General features: G+C 43.4%; 18 protein-coding genes. 11 read left to right on the top strand and 7 right to left on the bottom strand.

What is annotated here, in order from left to right; genetic code table 11:
- Nucleotides 1-56: 56 nt before the first annotated feature.
- Complete coding sequence (locus K6V30_RS24600; protein ID WP_055271422.1) at nt 57-278, top strand: carboxypeptidase-like regulatory domain-containing protein; 222 nt, start codon at nt 57-59, stop codon at nt 276-278.
- 344 nt (nt 279-622) lie between these two features.
- On the opposite strand, the gene K6V30_RS24595 is transcribed toward K6V30_RS24600, so the two are convergent.
- A complete protein-coding gene (locus tag K6V30_RS24595; RefSeq protein ID WP_055271421.1) occupies nt 623-2,875 on the bottom strand; it encodes an inorganic phosphate transporter in 2,253 nt (750 codons plus the stop codon).
- 879 nt (nt 2,876-3,754) lie between these two features.
- Entirely contained in the window at nt 3,755-5,824 is a 2,070-nt protein-coding gene (locus K6V30_RS24590; protein ID WP_055271419.1) for an RNA degradosome polyphosphate kinase, read from the bottom strand.
- Between the two features lie 55 nt (nt 5,825-5,879).
- Between K6V30_RS24590 and K6V30_RS24585 the strand changes: the two genes are divergently transcribed.
- The 3 genes from K6V30_RS24585 to rfbB all read left to right on the top strand — a co-directional run bounded on the left by K6V30_RS24585 (nt 5,880) and on the right by rfbB (nt 8,476).
- Nucleotides 5,880-6,371 (top strand): metallophosphoesterase family protein, encoded by a 492-nt coding sequence (locus K6V30_RS24585; protein WP_008766431.1) that lies wholly within the window; start codon nt 5,880-5,882, stop codon nt 6,369-6,371.
- Between the two features lie 76 nt (nt 6,372-6,447).
- Entirely contained in the window at nt 6,448-7,323 is an 876-nt protein-coding gene (gene rfbA / locus K6V30_RS24580; RefSeq protein WP_055271417.1) for a glucose-1-phosphate thymidylyltransferase RfbA, read from the top strand.
- Between the two features lie 16 nt (nt 7,324-7,339).
- Nucleotides 7,340-8,476 (top strand): dTDP-glucose 4,6-dehydratase, encoded by a 1,137-nt coding sequence (rfbB, locus tag K6V30_RS24575; protein WP_010539260.1) that lies wholly within the window; start codon nt 7,340-7,342, stop codon nt 8,474-8,476.
- Nucleotides 8,477-8,571: 95 nt separating this feature from the next.
- Here the strand turns inward: rfbB and K6V30_RS24570 are convergent, their stop codons facing one another.
- Nucleotides 8,572-9,465, bottom strand: a complete 894-nt coding sequence (locus K6V30_RS24570) for a 1,4-dihydroxy-2-naphthoate polyprenyltransferase (RefSeq protein WP_055271415.1) — start codon at nt 9,463-9,465, stop codon at nt 8,572-8,574.
- A 198-nt stretch (nt 9,466-9,663) separates the two neighbouring features.
- On the opposite strand from K6V30_RS24570, the gene K6V30_RS24565 reads away from it, so the two are divergent.
- Nucleotides 9,664-10,719 carry a metallophosphoesterase gene (locus tag K6V30_RS24565; protein WP_055271412.1) on the top strand — a complete coding sequence of 352 codons (1,056 nt, stop codon included), beginning with the start codon at nt 9,664-9,666 and terminating at the stop codon, nt 10,717-10,719.
- Here the strand turns inward: K6V30_RS24565 and nadD are convergent.
- From nadD to K6V30_RS24545, 4 genes are all read right to left on the bottom strand, one after another.
- On the bottom strand, nt 10,694-11,326 hold the full coding sequence (gene nadD, locus K6V30_RS24560; protein WP_055271410.1) for a nicotinate (nicotinamide) nucleotide adenylyltransferase: 633 nt from the start codon (nt 11,324-11,326) through the stop codon (nt 10,694-10,696). The genes K6V30_RS24565 and nadD overlap by 26 nt on opposite strands.
- Before the next feature lie 65 nt (nt 11,327-11,391).
- On the bottom strand, nt 11,392-11,652 hold the full coding sequence (locus tag K6V30_RS24555; RefSeq protein ID WP_055271408.1) for a hypothetical protein: 261 nt from the start codon (nt 11,650-11,652) through the stop codon (nt 11,392-11,394).
- Nucleotides 11,649-12,218 carry a guanylate kinase gene (gmk, locus tag K6V30_RS24550; RefSeq protein WP_010539255.1) on the bottom strand — a complete coding sequence of 190 codons (570 nt, stop codon included), beginning with the start codon at nt 12,216-12,218 and terminating at the stop codon, nt 11,649-11,651. The genes K6V30_RS24555 and gmk overlap by 4 nt, the downstream gene beginning before the upstream one ends.
- A gap of 25 nt (nt 12,219-12,243) precedes the next feature.
- Nucleotides 12,244-13,122, bottom strand: coding sequence for a YicC/YloC family endoribonuclease (locus tag K6V30_RS24545; RefSeq protein WP_010539254.1), 879 nt, complete (start codon nt 13,120-13,122; stop codon nt 12,244-12,246).
- 693 nt (nt 13,123-13,815) lie between these two features.
- Here K6V30_RS24545 and K6V30_RS24540 point away from each other — a divergent pair.
- The 6 genes from K6V30_RS24540 to K6V30_RS24515 all read left to right on the top strand — a co-directional run bounded on the left by K6V30_RS24540 (nt 13,816) and on the right by K6V30_RS24515 (nt 20,887).
- A complete protein-coding gene (locus K6V30_RS24540) occupies nt 13,816-14,379 on the top strand; it encodes a hypothetical protein (protein WP_109114749.1) in 564 nt (187 codons plus the stop codon).
- Nucleotides 14,380-14,411: 32 nt separating this feature from the next.
- Nucleotides 14,412-14,768: a hypothetical protein gene (locus K6V30_RS24535; protein ID WP_109114750.1), complete on the top strand. Its 357-nt coding sequence runs from the start codon at nt 14,412-14,414 to the stop codon at nt 14,766-14,768.
- Between the two features lie 348 nt (nt 14,769-15,116).
- Nucleotides 15,117-15,326, top strand: coding sequence for a DUF3853 family protein (locus K6V30_RS24530; RefSeq protein WP_224207233.1), 210 nt, complete (start codon nt 15,117-15,119; stop codon nt 15,324-15,326).
- Between the two features lie 1,138 nt (nt 15,327-16,464).
- Nucleotides 16,465-17,673 (top strand): tyrosine-type recombinase/integrase, encoded by a 1,209-nt coding sequence (locus tag K6V30_RS24525; protein ID WP_010539245.1) that lies wholly within the window; start codon nt 16,465-16,467, stop codon nt 17,671-17,673.
- Between the two features lie 646 nt (nt 17,674-18,319).
- A complete protein-coding gene (locus K6V30_RS24520; protein ID WP_109114752.1) occupies nt 18,320-18,868 on the top strand; it encodes a UpxY family transcription antiterminator in 549 nt (182 codons plus the stop codon).
- 84 nt (nt 18,869-18,952) lie between these two features.
- Complete coding sequence (locus K6V30_RS24515) at nt 18,953-20,887, top strand: polysaccharide biosynthesis protein (RefSeq protein ID WP_224207232.1); 1,935 nt, start codon at nt 18,953-18,955, stop codon at nt 20,885-20,887.

Raw genomic sequence — 20,887 nt, 5'->3', positions numbered from 1 at the left:
TTGCAACCTGTTAGAGACTAGAAGTCTATTTATAGGTTAAATTTAAGAGAGAATTTATGAAAAGAAAATTGATGTTCTTTATGACCTTCCTTTTTGTGGGTATAGGTCTGGTGACAGCGCAGACATCCCGAGTTACCGGTGTGGTAACTGCCGAGGAAGATGGCCTGCCTGTTGTGGGTGCCTCCGTATTGGTGAGTGGCACTACTCTTGGTACTATCACGGATATTGATGGTAAGTTTACAATTACGAATGTACCAAGTTCTTCTAAGACTTATTAATATTTTAAAGTCCCTCTTTTTCCTCTTTTTCTGTCTTATCTTATTGTAAATCAGACTATAAATACTGCTTCCGCAACTAGGTTTCACGACTCCCTTACTGTAATCGCAACTTTATCTTCCTCTTTTTCGATATCAGTGTTCTTTTTCGGGCAGGGCTTCGCTCGTTTTCAAGACGACGGATGCTTAGGTTCTACCTTATTATAATATAAGAAGGGCTGCCTCATTTCTATTTGGGAGCAGCCCTTCTTGCTTTTTCCGGTTTATCTTTAATGCATACTTTGATTCATTTGGATAGACTTTTTGAAGATAAACCCTTTTGTTGTGTGCTTTGGGGATGAGCAGCCTTACGGCATTTCTGTTTCCATTTGGAATTTACGGCTTACTTTCATCAGATTAATGATGTAAGTCACTACATTTTGCGCTTCCTGCACCATAGTCAGATAAACCATACTTACCCGGATGCTGCCCGCTTGACTCTGGATGCGTTGCAATTCTTTGCGTTTCAGTTGCGAGAGCTGTCCGTTGAGGTCGTTGGCACGACGGATTTCTTCTTCCATATTCTGATAATCGTTGTTTTCCAGCTTCTTGCGGCATTGCTGAATCAAGTAGGTGATGTCTTCGGCTACATCGCTGAATTCACCTTTTTGAATGGCGTCAAGAGGGTTGAAGTTATTGTCGATGTGTTCGAGGCAAGGCTCGCAGAGGCGCGAGATGCTGTATACCAGTTCGCTGGCGAAGTCGTTGCCCTGGTAGTAGTAAAGCCCTTTTTCGAGCACGGTGTTGTTGTCGAGACGGCACATGGCTACGGTTCCGGTGCGTTTCATCTGTTTGATGAGTTGCTTTTCGAATTTCGTAGAGCCCATGGCACGGCGCAGTCCGCGCAGGTTTTCGTGAATGAAGGAGGTGACGGTCAGTTCGAAATTCGTTTCGGCGTATTCCAGTACTTTGGCGAGTTCCTCGCGGGTATGTTTACGCATCAGTTGCAGGGCCTCTTCGCTGTCGGAAGTTTGCATCAGTTGTTTCAGCGTTTCGTTGCCTTGCTCTTTCGCTTTGCGTTTTTTGTACATCACTTGGCTGCGGATCAGGATGAAGATGGCGATTCCGATCAGTGCGATGATGGAGATGTTTCCACCATAGTGCAGCACGAGAGCTACGAAGAAACAGATGGTGAAGGCGGCTCCGGCAGTGATGAACCAGCCACCGATGACGCTCAGAACGCCTGTGATACGATAAACGGCAGAATCACGTCCCCATGCACGGTCGGCGAGCGAGGTACCCATCGCTACCATGAAAGTGACGTAGGTAGTGGAGAGGGGCAGTTTCAGTGATGTTCCCAAGGCGATGAGCAGTCCGGCGAGAACGAGGTTGACAGAGGCACGGACGAGGTCGAAAGCGGCTCCGTCGGCTATGATGGCTTCATTTTTACGGAAACGGGAGTTGATCCATTGTTTCGCGCCTTCGGGCATGATGCGGGAGGTTCCGTTGGCAAGGGCCATGCTGAAACGGACCAGTGTGCGTGCCATCGGTGTGCTGCCGAAGTTTTCTTCTCCTTCGTCCTGTCGGGAAAGGTCTACCGAGGTTTTGATAACGGCATGTGCCTTTTTAGAGGTACAGAGGGCGAAGACCATGATGGTGCCCGCTCCGATCAGGAAGTACCAAGGGGTTTTGGCAGGACCCAGCAGCGAAGTCATCAGGAAGCTGTCCGGGCTTGTTCCTGTTCCGTTGGTGGTGTAATCTATGAAGGAGGAGTAGCCTGCGAGAGGAACTCCGATGAAGTTGACAAGGTCGTTACCGGCGAAGGCGAGGGCGAGGGCGAAGGTTCCCATCAGTACCACTACTTTGAATACGTTGACTTTGAGCCAGTGGAGCACTTGCATTAGTATTGTGAAGAAGACGAAGAAGCTGCCGATCAGCAAGAGGGTGTTGTCTTGTATCCACTGTTTGTTTTCGGGAGTCATGAAGGAGCTGTCTTTCAGCCCTTTGATCAGCATGAAGTAGATGATGGAAGTGGCGGCTATGCCACCGAACAGACCGATGCTGTATTTGATGTTTTTCGTGTAGTTGAACGTGAAGATGATGCGGGCGAGCCACTGTACTAACATACCAAAAAAGAAGGCAATGGCTACGGACACAAAGATGGCCATGATGACGGAAAGGGCTTTGTCGGTATTGATCAGGTCGCCCATGGCGAGAGTGGCGTCATTGTTTACTTTGATCAGGGAGAGGGCGAAGGTGCCTCCGAGCAACTCGAATACCAGCGAAACGGTGGTGGAGGTGGGCATCCCCATCGAATTGAATACGTCCAGCAGGACGACATCGGTCAGCATGACGGCGAGCAGGATACACATGATTTCGGCAAAGTAGAAATGCTCGGGCTGGTAGATGCCGTGCCGGGCAATGTCCATCATACCATTGGACAGGGAGGCACCGATGAAAATACCGATACCGGCAATGAAAAGGATGGTTTTGAACGAGGCGGCCTTGGCTCCTACCGCCGAATTCAGAAAGTTGACTGCATCGTTACTGACACCGACTATCAAGTCGAAGACGGCGAGGACGAACAGGAAAATGATAATGCATAAGTAAATTGTCTCCATAAAGAAAGTTGTGTATGTTATTTTTTTCGGGTGCAAAGGACGGGATTTGAGGTTGCAGGGGGATGTCATACATGTTACATTTGTGTTACAGCGTTCTTTCTTTTGTCTTGAAACAAAAGAAAGAACCAAAGAAAAATTCAAGGCTTACTTTTTTCTCCTACTCGCTTCCTTCACTGTGCTAAAGGGCAGAAACTCGCTACGCTCAAACAGTCTGCCCTTCTTAACGCTTCGTTACGGGCGCTCGCTTGACGGAGAAAAAAGTAGGCCGGGGGAACCATGCGGGGTGGGATGCATGCGGGGGGGTGAGAGGGGAGTATGTAAGATGATAGGGGGGATGTGGTGCGGTGGAGTTGTTTTTTGCTATATTGCTTGTGTGGTTGTAGGGCGTTTGTTGCTGATGGCTTGTTAGTTAGAAAAAAGATGTGGGAAAGAAACTTCTTTTTTAATGGATTGTATTGTCGTTTATTTTTAGGGGGAGTTTGAATCGTTGAGTTGGTTTGCTATTGTAACTGGTCACTTATTTATGTACGGATTTGAGCTGACTATCCGTATGGATTTGAGCTAGCTGTCTGCATGGATTTGAACTGACTATCCGCATGGCTTCCCCTCTTTCCCGAAGGAGGAGATTTGAGATACTACCGACTTTTTATTCGGCCCCAATAAAGATACTGCTAGCTTCTAATTTAGCTCAAATCCGTACAGAAATAAACTAAATTATAAATTGAGGATTAGGCACGGATTACACGGATTAACACGGTTGTTTTACGTAATCATAGCACTAAAACCGTGTTAATCCGTGTAATCCGTGCCTAAATATATTCTTTTCCGATTCGTTTTGAATGAAGAATTGGCTGTGCTATCACGCTGCAAAGCAATTCTTCATTCTTCATTTCCAAACAGCCATTTGTAGAAATCGTATTGGGCACGGACGTTGGGTGTGCCGGGTGTTTTTTTCTTGAATACGTTTTGCAGGTTTTCGTCTACCAGGCAGGCTTTTTGATTGTCGGCGAGCTGGATATTCAGCATTTCGATCAGGCTGGTGCGCAGGTCGGGATCGAGGATGGGAGTGACGGCTTCGATGCGGCGGTAGAGGTTGCGGCGCATCCAGTCGGGTGAGCCCATATACACTTTGGGGCGGCCTTCGTTGCCGAAGTACCAGATGCGGGCGTGTTCCAGAAAACTGTCGACAATGCGGGTAACACGGATGTTACGGCTGTATGACTGTCCCGGGATGAGGCAGCAGATACCGCGGACGATGAGGTCGATTTGTACGCCGTGCTCGGAAGCCTCGTAGAGTCGGTTGATCATTGTTGGGTCTTGGAGGGCGTTCATCTTGAGGATGATACGTCCGCCTTTGTCTTGGTCGGCAAGGGAAATTTCCCGGTCGATGAGGCGGTTCAGTTCCGGTATGAGGTTGAAGCGGGCGACAAGGAGGGTGGTGAATTTCGGATCTTCCTTGCCTTGCAGGGTGCGGAAGAGGTTGTAGAGGTCGTTCACTATTTCCTTGCGGCAGGTGAAAAGTCCGCAGTCGGCATAGAGGGTGGCGGTCTTCTCGTTGAAGTTGCCCGTGCTGATGTAGGCGTAGCTGGGGATTTTCTCGCCGTTCAGCCCACGACGACGAACGAGGGCTACTTTGGCGTGTACTTTCAGGCCGGGGATGCTATAAATGATTTTGATGCCGGCAGCTTGCATCATTTCGGCAGTGGCGAGGTTGTTCTCTTCGTCGAAACGGGCTTTGAGTTCGACAAATACAGTGACCTTCTTGCCGTTTTGGGCAGCGGCTATCAAGGTGTTGATAACAGCGGAGTTTTCGGCTACCCGGTATTGGGTGACCATTATTTCACGTGTTTCCGGGTTGTGCACTGCTTCGTAGAGGAAGTGCGTGAAGTGCTCGAAGGAGTGGTACGGATAATATAACAGCAGGTCTTTTTTCGCGACGTAGTTGAAGATGGATTCCTTTTCGTCGAGGATGGTCAGCTTCATCGGTTGCGGCTTTTCGATGCGGTGGAGAGACTTGTTCGGGTTGGGCAGATGACGCAGGTCCTCCAGATTTAGATGTTTGTCACCGGGGACAAGTTCGTCACGGTGGATGCGGAAGGCGTCGATCAGAAAGTCGAGGAAGTCCTCCGGCATGGCTCGGTCGTAGACGAAGCGGCAGACGTCGCCTATTTTGCGCTTTTTTACTTTCTTTTTCAGTTGTGCCACGAGGTCGGCGCTGCTGGCGGTGTCGTCTATCAGGATATCGGCATCGCGGGAGATTTTGATGCAGTAGCTGGAGTCGACGTCGTAGCCGGGAAAAATGAGGTTGAGGTTCGCTTTGATGATGTCTTCGGTGAACATGATATAAAAGTGGTTGTCATGGGACGGAAGTTCGATGAAACGGGGCACTTTGGCGTACGGCTGTTTCATGACGAAATAAGATGGCTTCCGGTTGGTGGCGTTCTTTTCATCTTTCAGATAAAGACGGATAGCGAGGTAGAGCCGGTTATCCCGGAGGAAAGAGACAATTTTGTCCTTCGATACGGGCACGGGTTGCAGGTAAGGGAAGATTTCTTCCCGGAAAAAGTCCTTGATAAACTGCTGATGGAAAGGTTCTACATGTCTGTCCTGGTAGAAAATGATATGGTTTTTGCGCAGGGCGGGTAGTATCTTTTCTTCATAAATGCGTACACGGTCGTCCAGCTGGCGGTTTACTTCCTGATTGATTTCCTCTACGAGTTCACGGGCCGATTGTACGGTTTCTTCATCGCTTTCGGTGGCACCGGATGCAACGGCCTTGTGGTCTGCCACCCGAATTTTGTAAAACTCTTCCAGGTTGGAAGAATAGATGGAGATGAAGTTGATGCGCTCGTATAGCGGCAGACGCTCGTCCAATGCTTCGAGCAACACCCGATAATTGAATGAGAGCCAGCTGATATCACGTTTAAAATAATTATATTTGCTTTCCATGTGCTTTAAGATTTTCCCAAATATAGTATCTTTGCAGGACTAAACAAAGAAAATTATGACAAGAATTGGATTATTGTCCGATACCCACGCTTATTGGGACGAAAAGTATCTCGAATATTTTGAGTCATGCGACGAAATCTGGCATGCCGGAGATATCGGTTCGGTAGAAGTGGCCGAGAAGTTGGCGGCTTTCCGTCCGCTCCGGGCGGTTTACGGAAACATAGACGGGCAGGAAATACGGAAGATGTTTCCGCAGGTAAACCGTTTCACGGTAGATGGAGCCGAGGTCTTGATCAAGCATATCGGCGGTTATCCGGGCAAGTACGACCCTTCCGTCATCGGCAGCCTCATGGCTCGTCCGCCGAAACTTTTTATCAGCGGACACTCTCATATATTAAAGGTGAAATACGATAAAACGTTGGACATGTTGCACATCAATCCCGGTGCCGCCGGCATGTCCGGATTCCATAAAGTGCGGACAATGGTGCGCTTTGTCATCGACAACGGAACGTTTAAGGACTTGGAAGTAATTGAACTGGCAGGGTAGATTTCTTACAATTCATTTTGTCACGTCAGATTTCTTTCCGACCTTTGCACGCAGTAAATGAATAACTCAGACGACAATGAAAGGAATTATTCTAGCCGGTGGAAGCGCCACTCGTCTTTATCCGCTTTCCAAAGCGATTTCCAAACAAATCATGCCCGTATACGACAAGCCGATGATTTATTATCCGCTGTCAACGCTTATGCTGGCAGGAATACGGGAGGTGCTGGTCATCTCTACTCCGCGTGATTTGCCGATGTTTCAGGACTTATTGGGCTCAGGTGAGGAGCTCGGAATGTCTTTCTCTTACAAAATACAGGAACAACCTAACGGACTGGCGCAAGCCTTCGTGCTGGGAGCTGATTTCCTGAATGGTGAGGCAGGTTGTCTGATTCTTGGGGACAATATGTTTTATGGACAGGGGTTTTCCGCCATGCTCCAGCGCGCTGCCAGCGTGGAAAAGGGGGCCTGCATTTTCGGCTATTACGTGAAAGACCCGCGGGCTTACGGCGTAGTAGAATTTAACGGGCAGGGAAAAGTCGTTTCTCTGGAAGAAAAGCCATTGGTGCCAAAGAGTAATTATGCCGTTCCCGGACTTTACTTCTACGACGCTACCGTAACGGAAAAAGCCGCTTCTCTCCAGCCTTCGGCTCGTGGAGAATATGAAATAACGGACTTGAACCGCCTGTATCTCGAAGAAGGCACGCTGAACGTGGAACTGTTCGGACGCGGATTCGCTTGGCTGGATACCGGCAATTGCGACAGTCTGCTCGAGGCTTCCAACTTCGTGGCCACCATTCAGAACCGGCAAGGCTTCTACGTCAGCTGTATCGAAGAAATAGCCTGGCGGCAAGGATGGATTTCGTCCGGACAATTGCTGCTGCTCGGACAGAAACTCGAAAAGACCGAATACGGTAAATACCTGATAGAACTCTCAAAACAACCCTTGAAATAAACATAAATAATCATATATGAAAACTTATCTGGTGACCGGTGCCGCAGGATTTATTGGCGCCAATTATATTAAGTATATCTTGGCCAAGCACAGCGACGTAAAAGTGGTAGTTCTTGACGCCCTGACGTATGCAGGTAATCTGGGAACTATTGCCAAAGATATTGATAACGAACGTTGTTTCTTTATCAAAGGAGACATTTGCAGCCGCGATGTGGTAGACAGCCTCTTTGCCGAATACCGTTTCGACTATGTGGTGAATTTCGCTGCCGAAAGCCATGTAGACCGCAGCATCGAGAACCCGCAACTGTTTCTGATTACAAACATTCTTGGAACGCAGAACTTGTTGGATTGTGCCCGTCGTGCCTGGGTAATGGGCAAGGACGAACAAGGATATCCTACTTGGAGAAAAGGAGTTCGCTACCATCAGGTATCTACCGACGAAGTGTACGGCTCACTCGGAGCCGAGGGCTACTTTACGGAAGAAACTCCGCTTTGTCCGCACAGCCCGTACAGTGCTTCCAAGACAAGTGCGGACATGGTTGTCATGGCTTATCACGACACCTACAAAATGCCGGTAACGATCACCCGTTGTTCCAATAACTACGGTCCCTATCATTTTCCGGAAAAACTGATTCCGTTGATTATCAAGAATATACTCGAAGGCAAACATCTGCCTGTCTACGGTGATGGAAGCAATGTACGCGACTGGCTTTATGTAGAAGACCACTGCAAAGCTATCGACCTGGTAGTGCGTGAAGGCAAAGAAGGCGAAGTGTACAACGTAGGCGGCCACAACGAAGAAACCAATCTTGAGATTGTGAAACTGACCATTGCCACCATCCGTAAACTAATGACCGAGAAACCGGAATATCGTCAGATCCTCAAGAAGAAAGTGAAAGGCGAAGACGGAGAAATATCTATCGACTGGATCAACAACGACCTGATTACTTTTGTCAAAGACCGTCTGGGACACGACCAACGCTATGCGATTGATCCTACAAAGATCACCAACGCTTTGGGCTGGTACCCCGAAACAAAATTTGAAGATGGCATCGTGAAAACAATCGTGTGGTATCTGGAAAATCAAGACTGGGTAGAAGAAGTGACCAGCGGAGACTACCAAGGATATTACGAAAAGATGTACGGAAAATGATTTAAATGAAGAATTAAGAATGAAGAATTAAGAATTATTATGCAGTATAATAGCGCAGCCAATTCTTCATTCTTCATTTAGTTCATTCCTCATTCTTAATTTAAAAAGAATCCTATCGATAGCAAAATACCCATTAACAGCATATTACGTGAAGTTTCGCCTAATATGCTGTTTAGTTTTTTGCCACTGTGTATCCGGACCATTCGTTTCCATGTGAGGAAGTGAGGAATCAGATAGAGTAATGGAAGGAGGGCGGCGTATAAGTGTCCTTCGAAGAGAAACCAAAAGCACAGAAGGCTTGCTGTCATCCCCAGCATCAAATAAAGATAACTTCCGAACTTCTCGCCAAAACGGACGATGACCGTTCGCTTTCCGCTTCGCGCGTCCGCTTCCCGGTCACGGTAATTGTTGACTACCAGTAAGGTATCAATCAGCAGCCCACATATTAAAGAAGCGATTGTGGTGTCTGTCGTCCATGTCAAGGCTTGTACGTAGTACGTTCCGCCTACGGGGACGAATCCGAAAAAGACGATGACCAGAATATCTCCCCAACCGTTGTAGGACAATGGATAAGGCCCTGTGGTATAAAGGAAAGCGAATAGCACGCAGAGAAGTCCTACTATGATTAGCTCCCATCCGGCATAGAACAACAGCGAAGAGCCGATCAGACAGGCAAATAGTACGGTGATGATGATTCCGTTTCGCATGGCTTTCGGTGAAATCCAGCCTTGTGCACAAGCTCGTTCCGGTCCCAGCCGGTCTTCGCGGTCGGTTCCTTTGAGGTAGTCGAAGAGGTCGTTGATAAAATTGGCGGCTATTTGCATCAGGCTGGCGAACAGGCAACAGATCAGAGCCGGCAACCATTGAAAATGTCCATCCATATAGGCAAGTGCACTACCGATCATGACTGGCGTGATAGCTCCTGTCAGAGTTTTAGGACGTGCTGCTAATATCCACGCATACAGTGAGTTACGTTTTGCTTCTTCCATGATTTAATATATAATAATAAGTTTTGGCGGACAAAGATACATGATTTTTCCTATCTTTGCGCCTCAAATAGTGGGGGAATGTGTTATTGGTATTCGTTCGCTATCAGTTTGTAATATCAGTTTATAATGTATGAGCCGGTCTGGCATTCGGAATGCAGCCAATAAACTAACGAAAGAAGAAGTGAAAAATAAAAGAAAATGAAGAAAACAAATATCCTGTTCATAGTATTCGTATTGTTCCTGTTCGTTTCTTGTAAATCGAAGAAGAATGTCGTATCGACTTTGCCTCGTCCTGTTCTCAATGTCGATTCTATCCGTCCTGACAGCTCTGCCATTATTGACGGTCTGTTTACTCCGGATCATTCGCAGCTTGCTGATCTGAAAGTTTCGACGAAACAGCAGAAGAAAACAGTAAAGAAAGAAACCGTCTCCGAACAGGAAGAACGTAACTTAGTTCTTCGCGGAACGAAGATCACGTCCTCCACCGTGAGTGTTTCTTCCGCTTATAGCGGCATCGACCGTGTGGTAGAATATGATTTCACGCACCGTGATGTTCCCGAAGCCTTCGAAGGTTTCCGTATCGCTTTTATTTCCGACTTGCATTACAAAAGCCTGCTGAAAGAGAAAGGCTTAAATAACCTTGTCCGTCTTTTGAACGATCAGAAGCCGGATGTTTTGCTGATGGGAGGGGATTATCAGGAAGGCTGTGAATATGTGGAACCGTTGTTTGCCGCATTGGCCCGTGTGAAAACACCGATGGGGACTTTCGGAGTGATGGGAAATAACGATTATGAACGCTGTCATGATGAAATCATCCGTACGATGAAGCATTACGGAATGCGCCCGTTGGAGCACGAGGTCGATACGTTGCGCAAAGACGGCCAGCAGATTATTGTTGCCGGTGTATGCAACCCTTTCGATCTGAAACAAAATGGCGTGTCGCCTACGCTGGCGCTTTCACCCAACGATTTTGTCATCTTATTGGTTCATACTCCGGACTATGTGGAAGATGTTTCAGTAGCTAACACGGACATTGCTCTGGCAGGGCATACTCATGGCGGACAAGTCCGTGTATTCGGTTACGCCCCGATACAAAACTCTCATTACGGCACTCGCTTTCTGACCGGGCTGGCGTATAATTCAACAAAAATGCCATTGATTGTCACAAACGGAATCGGTACTTCTCAAATGCCTGTCCGTATCGGTGCTCCGGCAGAAATAATAATGATTACCCTTCATCGCCTGAAGGAGTAGATGAACTTTCGTTTATTCCTTTTTGCCGGATATATTCTGTGATGTACTCCCAAACTTTCGGATGTAAAAAATATCTTATATCTTTCTTCTCGTCGAGTGCCTGACGAATAAAGGTAGAACTTATCTCAAAGGTAGGCGAATGAACTAAGCGGACTGTCTCAGGCAGTCCGTTTTCATTTACCGGAAATCCGGAGCGGGGATAGACAAGAATCCGGTTTTCTTTGACAATGCGTTCTGATTGATACCAGCGGTCGAAACGTGTCCAATTATCCGAGCCGATAATTAAATAAAATTCTCGTTCCGGATAGGCTTCGTGTAGCTTTTCCAACGTATGTACGCTGTATGAAGGGCGTGGCAGATGAAACTCAAAGTCCGAGGCATGGAAATGGGGGTATCCTTCTGTTGCAAGCTCCACCAACCGGAGACGCAGCTCATCCGGCCATAGCTCCGTTCCTGCTTTCAGTGGATTTTGCGGGCTGGTCATAAACCAGATTTCATCCAGACCTTCATACTCACAGAGGTAGTTGGCCAGAGCCAGATGTCCGATATGAATCGGATTGAACGATCCGCTGAATATTCCGGTTTTTAGTTTGCTGCTTTCTGCCATTCTTGCCTTTCCTTCTTTCTGATGCTCGTTTTATCTCCTTTTTACTCTTCCTTCTTTGCTTCAGGTTATTCAGCCTTGACTTCTTGCTTCAATCTTTTGGCTTCCTTTTCCATCTTTAGCTTCTTTCTCCATTTTGGGAAAACGATTGCTTGTCTGACAGCAATTAAGAAAAAGATGCCGGCGGCTATCCAAAAATGCAGATAAAGCGAAAGAATACCGAATACTATATCGACAATGCCGATAATACCGCACAGATACATAAACTTTTCAGTCGCACCTTCTTGCTTTTCTATGCTTTCTATTCGCTTTTTCAGAGGCTCTTTCATTCCTTCTCCAGAAATTCCCGGATCACTTTCAGCGTTTCAGCCTTTGCTGTCTCCAGATCATCATTGACAATCACCCGGTCAAACTGGGGAGCAAAAGTCATTTCATATTCCGCTTTTGCGATACGGCATTCGATTACTTCGGGATCATCCGTGCCCCGGCCTGTCAGCCGGCAGCGAAGTTCTTCTATGGAAGGCGGTTGTACAAAAATAGACAAGGCACGTTCGCCGTAATACTTTTTGATGTTACATCCGCCCACTACATCCAAGTCGAATACCACATTCTGGCCCTTCTCCAGTTGCTTTTCCACTTGCTCTTTCAGTGTTCCGTAATAACGGTCCTTGTACACTTCTTCGTATTCCAGAAACTCGTTGTTCTCAATACGGCAACGAAACTCTTCGGGAGTGAGGAAGAAATATTCAACTCCGTGTTTTTCCGTTCCGCGTGGAGGACGGCTGGTTGCAGAAATAGAGAATACGAGATTTAAATCCTGCGTCAACAGATAGTTGATAATGGTAGATTTGCCCGAACCAGAAGGGGCAGAAAAAATAATTAACTTACCAGTCATGTTGAATGAAGAATGAAGATTTTTTTTACATCACGTTCAGCACTTGTTCCTTGATCTGTTCCAGCTCATCTTTCATCTGCACGACGATTTTTTGCATTTCGGCGTGGTTGGACTTGCTGCCAAGCGTATTGATTTCACGTCCCATTTCCTGAGCGATGAATCCGAGCTTTTTGCCCTGTCCGTTACCGCTTTCCAATGTGCTGATAAAGTATTTCAGGTGATTGGTAAGACGTTGTTTTTCCTCGTTGACATCCAGCTTTTCGATGTAGTAGATCAGTTCCTGTTCCAGCCTGTTTTTATCGTAATCCATGTTCAAAGTCTTTTCGAGCGCATCCGTGATACGTTCTTTGACTTTCTCCACCCGTTCTTTTTCGTAAGGAGTTATCTTTTCGAGCAGTTGGGAGATGTTGGCGATTTTCTCACGGAATTTCTTTTCCAGTGCAGCGCCTTCCTGTTTGCGGAAGTCCACCAGATGTCCGATTGCTTCGAGAACGGTGGCGCGTACCATTTGCCATTCTTCTTCCGAAAGCTCCTGAATTTCAGTTTTAGACATGACATCCGGCATGCGGAGCAGCGTCTGAAACCAGTCGGTCGGTACGGGGATACCGAGGTTTTCCGAGATAGCCTGAATTTGCTTGTAATAGCCTTCCACCAACACCTGGTTGATCGGAGTTGCGCTCTCCGCACTCTCTTTTTTTTCGATCCAGAGGCTGAAATCCACCTTTCCGCGCTCCAGTACTTTGGAGATCTCGTTGCGGATTTCTATCTCTTTTTCACGATAAGCCGGAGCGATGCGAGTGGAAAGATCCATTGCTTTGCTGTTGAGCGACTTGATTTCTACGTTTATCTTTTTATCTGGAAGTTCGGCCGTAGCTTTGCCGTATCCTGTCATCGACTGTATCATAAACTTAAAGTTTTGTGCAAAAGTACATGAATATTTTAAGAATTGGAAATAATCATGTAAATTTGCATGTATGTTTGATTATCAGAGGCTTATGCGCGTTGTTCTTAAAGTTGGTTCATATCTGTCCTAATAAACTAGTCGCAAATATAGCTATTTTCAATGATACATTTAAATAATAGTTGTAATAAAAGACTTTGATTGCAGAAAAATAATGCAAGAAGTATTAGGTTGACGAAATGTAAGCTCTGATCTATTTGGGACCAAATAGAAATAGAGAGCGTAAGTAATTCAAATAATGAATTGGACTAGATTGTTGCGCTGGTAATAGTGCTAGCTAATATTGGCAGTGAAGCAGTCTCTATTCATAAATATAATAAAAAGGAGAAGAATACTGGGAAATGTCTACTTTTAATGATTCGGTTAAGCGGATTGGAAAGAGTGATGCAACTTCAAAGACAACAGTTTCACTGGGAATGTGAGGGCAAAATTCTATAATGAAATTGATATCTCCAATGAAGTTTATACGTAGCTTATTAGGAGTAAATATAAAGATGACGTTAATGATAAAGAATAGTTTACTAAATAAGTGCTTTTTCAGTACGTAGATAATATGGCGTAATTATATTTTTTTCGTATATTTGGGGCGGTTCTCGGAAAATAGGGTATCTTTTTATTTATTTAAAAAATAATTATATGGAAAACGCAATTGGATGTATCCTAGGAAATGCATATACCTCCATGTTATCCTCTACAGGTAGACATCTTTCTTCTGCCATATGGGGGAAAGTTAGTTGTTTTGTTGCTGGTGCAGTTGCGGGAGCGGGTGTCACTTATTGTGTTATCAAAGGTAAGGAGATAAGAGAAAAATTGCTTACCCTTATGGTAGTTGATCCTAAGACTTCCAAGGCATTCATTTTGGATAATCTTTCTCATAAAAGTTGGAAGCATGCAGGGAATATATATAAAATAAACAATTGTACTACAGTCCATATCGGGCTATCTGTTCCTGAGAATAACGGACGCTTTTCAAAAGGTAACAATATTGAGCCGTTGCATAAGTCTTCGGCAGAGCAGACCGTTGGTGCTTCTGATTTATTTGCCGGAGAAGTGCTTAAAGAGCATGACTTGTTTTCTTGCACCCAGTATCTTGAAACAATGTCTCCCCTTCCTAAAGAAAATGCGGCTGATGGACAGCGAACCAGTGAAGTTGCTGTTTCTTATCCTGTCTTTTCTAATTTCACTTTTGTCTTCCTCTGAGTAATGAGATTATTGGTAAATTGTTTAATGGAATGCGGGGTAAGTATTTTTATGAAAAGACATCTCTAGAACTGTTGACTTATGTGTTGACTGGCAGGGGTGAGAAGTCTGAGGGTACCATATCCATTGAATGGATTGCCTCTCCCAGGAGTTTCTCACTGTTCATTGGCATTGTATGTGCTCCTTATCACAACAAATGGAAAATGGGCAAATCTCTCTTTACCGGGCGTATAAATAAGAATCCCTCATGTGATTTCTCTATAATGACCGAACTGGGTTTAGTGGATGATAACAGGGTTTCTCCTGCACTAGAAAAGAATAACTATTTTGTAAGAGAGAAAGATAAGGACTTGAAATTCCTTCTTGTGTTTCTTTATGAACTCTTCTGAAACCATCATTCTGTATTTCTTTATCCACTCCTCTTGTCCCTTCCCGGACAAGGGTATTTTTTGTTTCCTTGTAAATTATTCCAGCTATTTTCTTGCTATATTTCAGCTATTCTGTATAGCTCTGTTTTAGCTTTTATATATCTGAATATTAGCTTGCTATATCAAAGACAATGTCTATATTTGCCCCGTTTTCAAGCTTGATTACATTATTAAATATAATAAATATGAAAATGGAAAAAGTATTTTAGATATCCTTGGTATGTCTTTATTCCAGACTACACTCTCTGATTTTTTGGAAGGTTTTAAATTCAGGATGCAGAAGGGGGGGGGAGCGGAGAAGTCAGGCCGGTGGCGATTTCTTTAAGTAATAAAGGGGTGGTATACGGCACGTTCGGATTTGTCTTCGTTCTGGGGTGTTCGGTTTCGACTGCTCAACGCATAAAGAGTAGCGGTGTCATTGATGCAGCTATTTCTCAAAACGGTAAGGTCGTTGTAATTGATGTTGAGCGGGCTTTGGACATATTGAGAGTTTCTAATAAAAAATGGGGGCGCAAGTAGCTTCAGGTAATTAACCGGAATAGACAGTTTCGCTGGGAAATATGCTGGCTGTTTTCAACGGTGGAACTGTCTGTTCATAAATCAAGAAAGAACCTATGAAAAGTCAATTGACCTTCAATGAAGTTCATATGTAGTTTAATAGGTGCAAATCTATGGATATAAAGATAACTTACTAGTAGGTATGCTTTTATAACAGATTGATTTTAAAAGGATTACCCTCCTTTCTTTACTTTGTTGCTTATATTTGCTCTCGAAAATTTAGAAAGTAACCACTAAAATCTTAGAAGATGGACAGAAAGGACAAAAATTAGAATCTGTAAACGGCGCAGTACTTCAAAATGAAAAGAAAGCCTTAGTAGAGTCTCCCAAAGCTGATAAGGAGGCTGAACAGAAAAATAATAATAGTAGAAATAACAGATTTGGAAATATAGTATATCCAAAATGGAGGTTATACAAGAGAACATTCAAACAAGAAAATAGAAGAGGACTTGAAAATACATACTCTCAAGAGAACGTGTTGGATTGCCATTGTAATTTCAGTAATATCATTGATACTTACAGCAATAAATATTTGGGCGTATATCAAGAATAAATGGTATCTGCTCCTCTATTCTTTGAATTTAGAGAGTTTAGGTGAAGGCAACTTTATCTTTGTCGGTGGTGGTACGGATGAATGGGCGGCTAATGTTCCGTCAGAATGTGTTCACCCCAGCAGGAGAATATTGGTCGTAACTCACGATACGACATTACTCTCCCCGAGCCGATAGCAAATGAGCTAAGGATGTTGAAAGCAAAATTGGAGAAATCTGCCAAATTGAGGTTAAGGCGAATGCTTTGTGTTGGATGAGATAGATATGTGACGGATTTTTTATACTGAAAAAAGAAATCTTAGGAAAGTTCAGTGAATCGGAAATCTGTTGTATGGAAAGCTTTGGGAGTATAAAAAACAAGAATTAGTTATTAAAATAAGGTAAAGCAACAAGTTATTTCGATTATTGTATGTTCTGTAGTGAAGAAATAATGAAATGTGAATTATGGAGAGTGATTATTGTTAAATTCAGATAAAACGTTTTATTCAGATCATTCAATATCTATAAGTTTACGTTTGATTATAATTTATTTAGAGAAATAATTTTGTATGGCAACAGTAAAAGTAAAATTCCGTGCATCTTCCGTTGCTACGAAAGAAGGTACACTTTTCTATCAAGTGATTCATAAACGTATAGTAAGACAAATACATACCGGATACAAGTTGTTTCCTGCAGAATGGGATGCGATACATTCGGAGGTTATTCTACCTTCAGCAACCAGTGAAAGTCGAAGAGATTACTTGCTTTCTTTGAAGAATTCTCTGATGGAGGATAGTATAAGACTGAAGAATATTATTACTCGTCTTGAACGTTCAGGCATTGCTTATACTTCGGATAGTCTGGTGGAGCTTTATTGTGCATCCACAGAGAATAATGGTTTTGTATCCTTTACTCTAAATCTTATCAAAGAGTTAAATCAAGTCGGGAAACACCGTACTGCTGAAACTTATATGACTACATTAAACAGCTTCATACGTTTCCGTAAAGGGAAAGATGTCCTGTTGGAAGAAGTTGATTCCAGTTTGATGATGAAATATGAGAGCTTTTTAAAATCTACTGGTATTTGTCCGAATACCACCTCTTATTATATGCGGAATCTTCGGGCTATTTATAATCGTGCTGTGGAGAAGGACTTGACGGTTCAGCGAAGTCCTTTTAAATATGTATATACAGGGATAGACAAGACGGTTAAACGTGCTATTCCGTTAGAGGAGATTCGCCGTTTGAGGGAGCTTGATTTAACAAAGAGTCCTTCTCTGGCTTATGCAAGGGATATATTTATGTTTTCTTTTTACACGCGTGGTATGTCATTCATTGATATGGCTTTTTTGAGAAAGAAAGACTTGCAGAATGGTATTTTGTCTTATCGCCGACAGAAGACAGGGCAACAGTTGTTCATCAAATGGGAGAAGCCAATGCAAGAAATAATTAACAAGTATGATACTCAGGGGAGCCCTTACCTACTACCTATTATACGAGATATGGAAGTGGACGGAAGGAAACAGTATAAAAAAACTGCCCATTTGGTGAATCTAAAACTGAAGAGACTTGGGATGCAGTTAGGATTATCCATACCTTTAACTACATATGTTGCCCGCCACGCCTGGGCTAGTATTGCCAAAAGTAAAAATATCTCCTTGTCTGTTATCAGTGAAGCTATGGGACATGACTCGGAGAACACTACTCGCATTTATCTAGCCTCATTGGATGCTTCTTTGGTAGACAAGGCGAACAGTCTTATTCTTAAGTCATTGTAGAGATGAGATAATCTACAATATAGCCATGAAACTGTAAATCGGCAATATGTATCAAAGGATATGTATGGTTTACTGTTATTTCTTTTGCATATTAAAACTTTCCTAAAGCAAGGGTATAACAAAGTAAAACGGGAATTCGGAACGGTTTAATAGTCATTATATATCATTCTTAATTCTATAATGATATCGCACTGGCTATTAAAGAGAAACTACAAGAAGGGATAATATTGATATAAGCTAAATATGTTTAGCAAAATATGGTTCTCTCTATAAGAGAAATACCAACGGGCACAAAGGTACGTAATTTATTGGAAATAATAGCATAAAACATATATAATTTTGGGTAATTGCTTCTTCTAGAGAAGGATTTACTTAACAGATGTTTAATCATTATCAATTATATAATGATTATAACTGTCTGATATTTAAACCGTTGAATTAAATGTTACATCTTTTTATTTATCTTATAGAGAGAAATAAAAAGTAAGGTTGTAAATAGACCTTGAATGCATCTTGTATGGTGAAGATGAAAAAGTTTAATAATAGTGGGGAGAGATCTCTAACTTTTGTGAAATATGATGATAACTACTTGATATATAACGTTGTATGTAATCAGGTAGGATTAGAACTATTGGCTTGAGGTTTTATGGCGCTCCTGAAAGATGAACAACGGATGCATTGGTATGTAATGCGTGACCTCAAACGTCCCAATGCTAAATTGCCTGCTTATAAGCAGCTCAGTGATGAACATCTAGAAGTATTTACTCCTATGCAATGGCGGTTAAAGTTGAAAAATGGCAAACGAATTCGTGAAGAAGTACCGTTTATGCAGGACCTGCTTTTTATCCACGATACAAGAGAAGTTCTAGATCTGTTTGTTCGTAAAATACCGACCCTTCAATATCGTTACCAGAAAGGTGGCGGTTATTGTCAGCCTATGCTGGTTGCCGATTTGGATATGGAGCGTTTTATACGTGCTGTCCGAGGTTCGGAAAATCCTAAATATTATTTACCTGAAGAGATAAGCGATACAATGTATGGTCGTATGATCCGTATTATTGGAGGTCCTTTTGAAGGTTATGAAGGCCGTCTGCTTACTACCCGTGGCTCTAAAGTCAAACGTCTTCTTGTCGAACTGCCTAATTTCTTTTCGGTGGGTGTAGAAGTAAATCCTGATTTGATAGAAATAATATAATTATGTACGATTATATACTATTATTCTAGTTGTTTATAATCAGCGTTGTAAGAATATATGATAATTAATTGGGGGATTTAAATTATGAAACACGCATTTGACCGTTTTATTCATTATTTACAGAAAAACTACTTTAGTTATTGGGTTGTATTGGGAATCGATACATTCATAGCTTTACTGTGTACTTGGGTGTCATTTATTGGCATTCATTATATTACGGAAACTTCCAAAGAAATAGTTTCGCTTTTCCATATCTTGGCGGTTTCAGTTATATCGAGTGTTTTGGGGGCTACTCTATTTCATACTTATCGTAATACGATCCGTTTTTCCCAGTTGAAGGAATTATGGAGGTTGGCGGGAAGTGTGCTCATAAAGGCTGTCTGCATAGCCATTGTCATTTGGTTTCTTCTGCCACAGACGGGATTACATAACAGTCAGAAAATAATTTTTGTACTGTTTGACGCTATGCTTACTTTTATTGTTATGGTTGGGTTTCGTATGCAATTGATTATTGTTTATGAATTCTTGCTGAATGTACTGAATAAAAAGAATATGCGTATTCTGATTTATGGCATTGATGATAAGAGTGTGGCATTGAAAGTTCGGTTACTGAACAGTTCTCATTATAAAGTTGTAGGCTTTTGTATTTATGGGGCAGGTAACTCTATTCGGCGTGTGGCTGATCTTCCTGTTTATTCTTTTAAAGATGAAGAGTGCTTCAATAAACTGATTCATAAGAAATGTATCGGAGGTATCTTGTTTGCCCGCTATGAAAATACCCGTGAAGAGGAAGGACGTTTGCTTCAGTATTGTAAAAGAAACGGGTTGAAAACATTGATAGCTCCGAGTATCAGTGAGGCTGACGAAAACGGAAGTTTCCACCAATGGGTGCGTCCTATCAAGATTGAGGATTTGCTGGGCCGCTCAGAAATTCATATTAATATGGAGGAGGTGATGACTGAGTTTTGTGGCAAGGTTGTGCTGGTGACAGGAGCTGCCGGTAGTATTGGTAGCGAGCTTTGCCGGCAACTGGCTCAGATGAATATTAAGAAACTGATTATGTTTGACTCCGCTGAGTCTCCTTTGCATAATGTCCGTTTGGAATTTGAGAAGAATTATCCCGGTCTTGATTTTGTTCCTGTCATTGGAGATGTCCGTGTAAAAGAACGTCTTCGTATGGTGTTCGATATCTATCAGCCTCAGATAATCTTTCATGCCGCTGCATATAAGCATGTTCCGTTAATGGAGGAAAATCCCTGTGAAGCTGTATTGGTCAATGTTGTCGGTTCCCGTCAGGTTGCCGATATGGCAGTTGAATACGGAGCTGAGAAGATGATCATGGTTTCTACCGATAAGGCTGTGAATCCTACTAATGTCATGGGATGCTCGAAACGATTAGCCGAAATCTATGTACAGAGCCTGGGATGTGCTATCCGTGAGGGCAAAGTGAAAGGCCATACCAAATTTATCACTACCCGCTTTGGCAATGTATTGGGTAGTAACGGCTCTGTCATTCCCCGTTTTAAAGAACAGATCGAGAATGGCGGTCCTGTCACAGTGACTCATCCTGATATCATCCGTTTCTTTATGACTATTCCCGAAGCTTGCCGTCTGGTAATGGAGGCTGCTACGATGGGTGAAGGCAATGAGATTTTTGTTTTTGAGATGGGCAAGGCCGTGAAGATTGTCGACCTGGCTACCCGTATGATTGAACTTGCCGGTTATCGTCCCGGTGAAGATATTGAGATCAAGTTTACGGGCTTGCGTCCCGGTGAGAAGCTTTATGAAGAAGTCCTGAGTGATAAGGAGAATACGATTCCTACCGAGAATAAGAAGATAATGATAGCGAAGGTACGTCACTATGAATATGCTGATATCCTTGATACTTATACAGAGTTTGAGAAGCTATCCCGTACGGTAAAGATCATGGATACAGTGAAGCTGATGAAGAAAGTGGTACCTGAGTTTAAATCCAAGAATTCACCTCGATTTGAAGTTCTGGATAAGCAACCGGAATAA

Source organism: Bacteroides faecis (genome assembly GCF_020091505.1).
GTDB classification, from domain to species: domain Bacteria; phylum Bacteroidota; class Bacteroidia; order Bacteroidales; family Bacteroidaceae; genus Bacteroides; species Bacteroides faecis.
This window is presented reverse-complemented; position numbering and strand designations above follow the sequence as displayed.

Coding starts and splice junctions, on each gene's coding strand:
- K6V30_RS24525 (WP_010539245.1), top strand. CDS start 16,465: ATGGCAACAGTAAAAGTAAAATTCCGTGCATCTTCCGTTGCTACGAAA.
- rfbB (WP_010539260.1), top strand. CDS start 7,340: ATGAAAACTTATCTGGTGACCGGTGCCGCAGGATTTATTGGCGCCAAT.
- gmk (WP_010539255.1), bottom strand. CDS start 12,218: ATGACTGGTAAGTTAATTATTTTTTCTGCCCCTTCTGGTTCGGGCAAA.
- K6V30_RS24515 (WP_224207232.1), top strand. CDS start 18,953: ATGAAACACGCATTTGACCGTTTTATTCATTATTTACAGAAAAACTAC.
- nadD (WP_055271410.1), bottom strand. CDS start 11,326: ATGGCAGAAAGCAGCAAACTAAAAACCGGAATATTCAGCGGATCGTTC.
- K6V30_RS24535 (WP_109114750.1), top strand. CDS start 14,412: ATGCGGGGTAAGTATTTTTATGAAAAGACATCTCTAGAACTGTTGACT.
- K6V30_RS24585 (WP_008766431.1), top strand. CDS start 5,880: ATGACAAGAATTGGATTATTGTCCGATACCCACGCTTATTGGGACGAA.
- K6V30_RS24540 (WP_109114749.1), top strand. CDS start 13,816: ATGGAAAACGCAATTGGATGTATCCTAGGAAATGCATATACCTCCATG.
- rfbA (WP_055271417.1), top strand. CDS start 6,448: ATGAAAGGAATTATTCTAGCCGGTGGAAGCGCCACTCGTCTTTATCCG.
- K6V30_RS24600 (WP_055271422.1), top strand. CDS start 57: ATGAAAAGAAAATTGATGTTCTTTATGACCTTCCTTTTTGTGGGTATA.
- K6V30_RS24590 (WP_055271419.1), bottom strand. CDS start 5,824: ATGGAAAGCAAATATAATTATTTTAAACGTGATATCAGCTGGCTCTCA.
- K6V30_RS24565 (WP_055271412.1), top strand. CDS start 9,664: ATGAAGAAAACAAATATCCTGTTCATAGTATTCGTATTGTTCCTGTTC.
- K6V30_RS24570 (WP_055271415.1), bottom strand. CDS start 9,465: ATGGAAGAAGCAAAACGTAACTCACTGTATGCGTGGATATTAGCAGCA.
- K6V30_RS24555 (WP_055271408.1), bottom strand. CDS start 11,652: ATGAAAGAGCCTCTGAAAAAGCGAATAGAAAGCATAGAAAAGCAAGAA.
- K6V30_RS24595 (WP_055271421.1), bottom strand. CDS start 2,875: ATGGAGACAATTTACTTATGCATTATCATTTTCCTGTTCGTCCTCGCC.
- K6V30_RS24520 (WP_109114752.1), top strand. CDS start 18,320: ATGGCGCTCCTGAAAGATGAACAACGGATGCATTGGTATGTAATGCGT.
- K6V30_RS24545 (WP_010539254.1), bottom strand. CDS start 13,122: ATGATACAGTCGATGACAGGATACGGCAAAGCTACGGCCGAACTTCCA.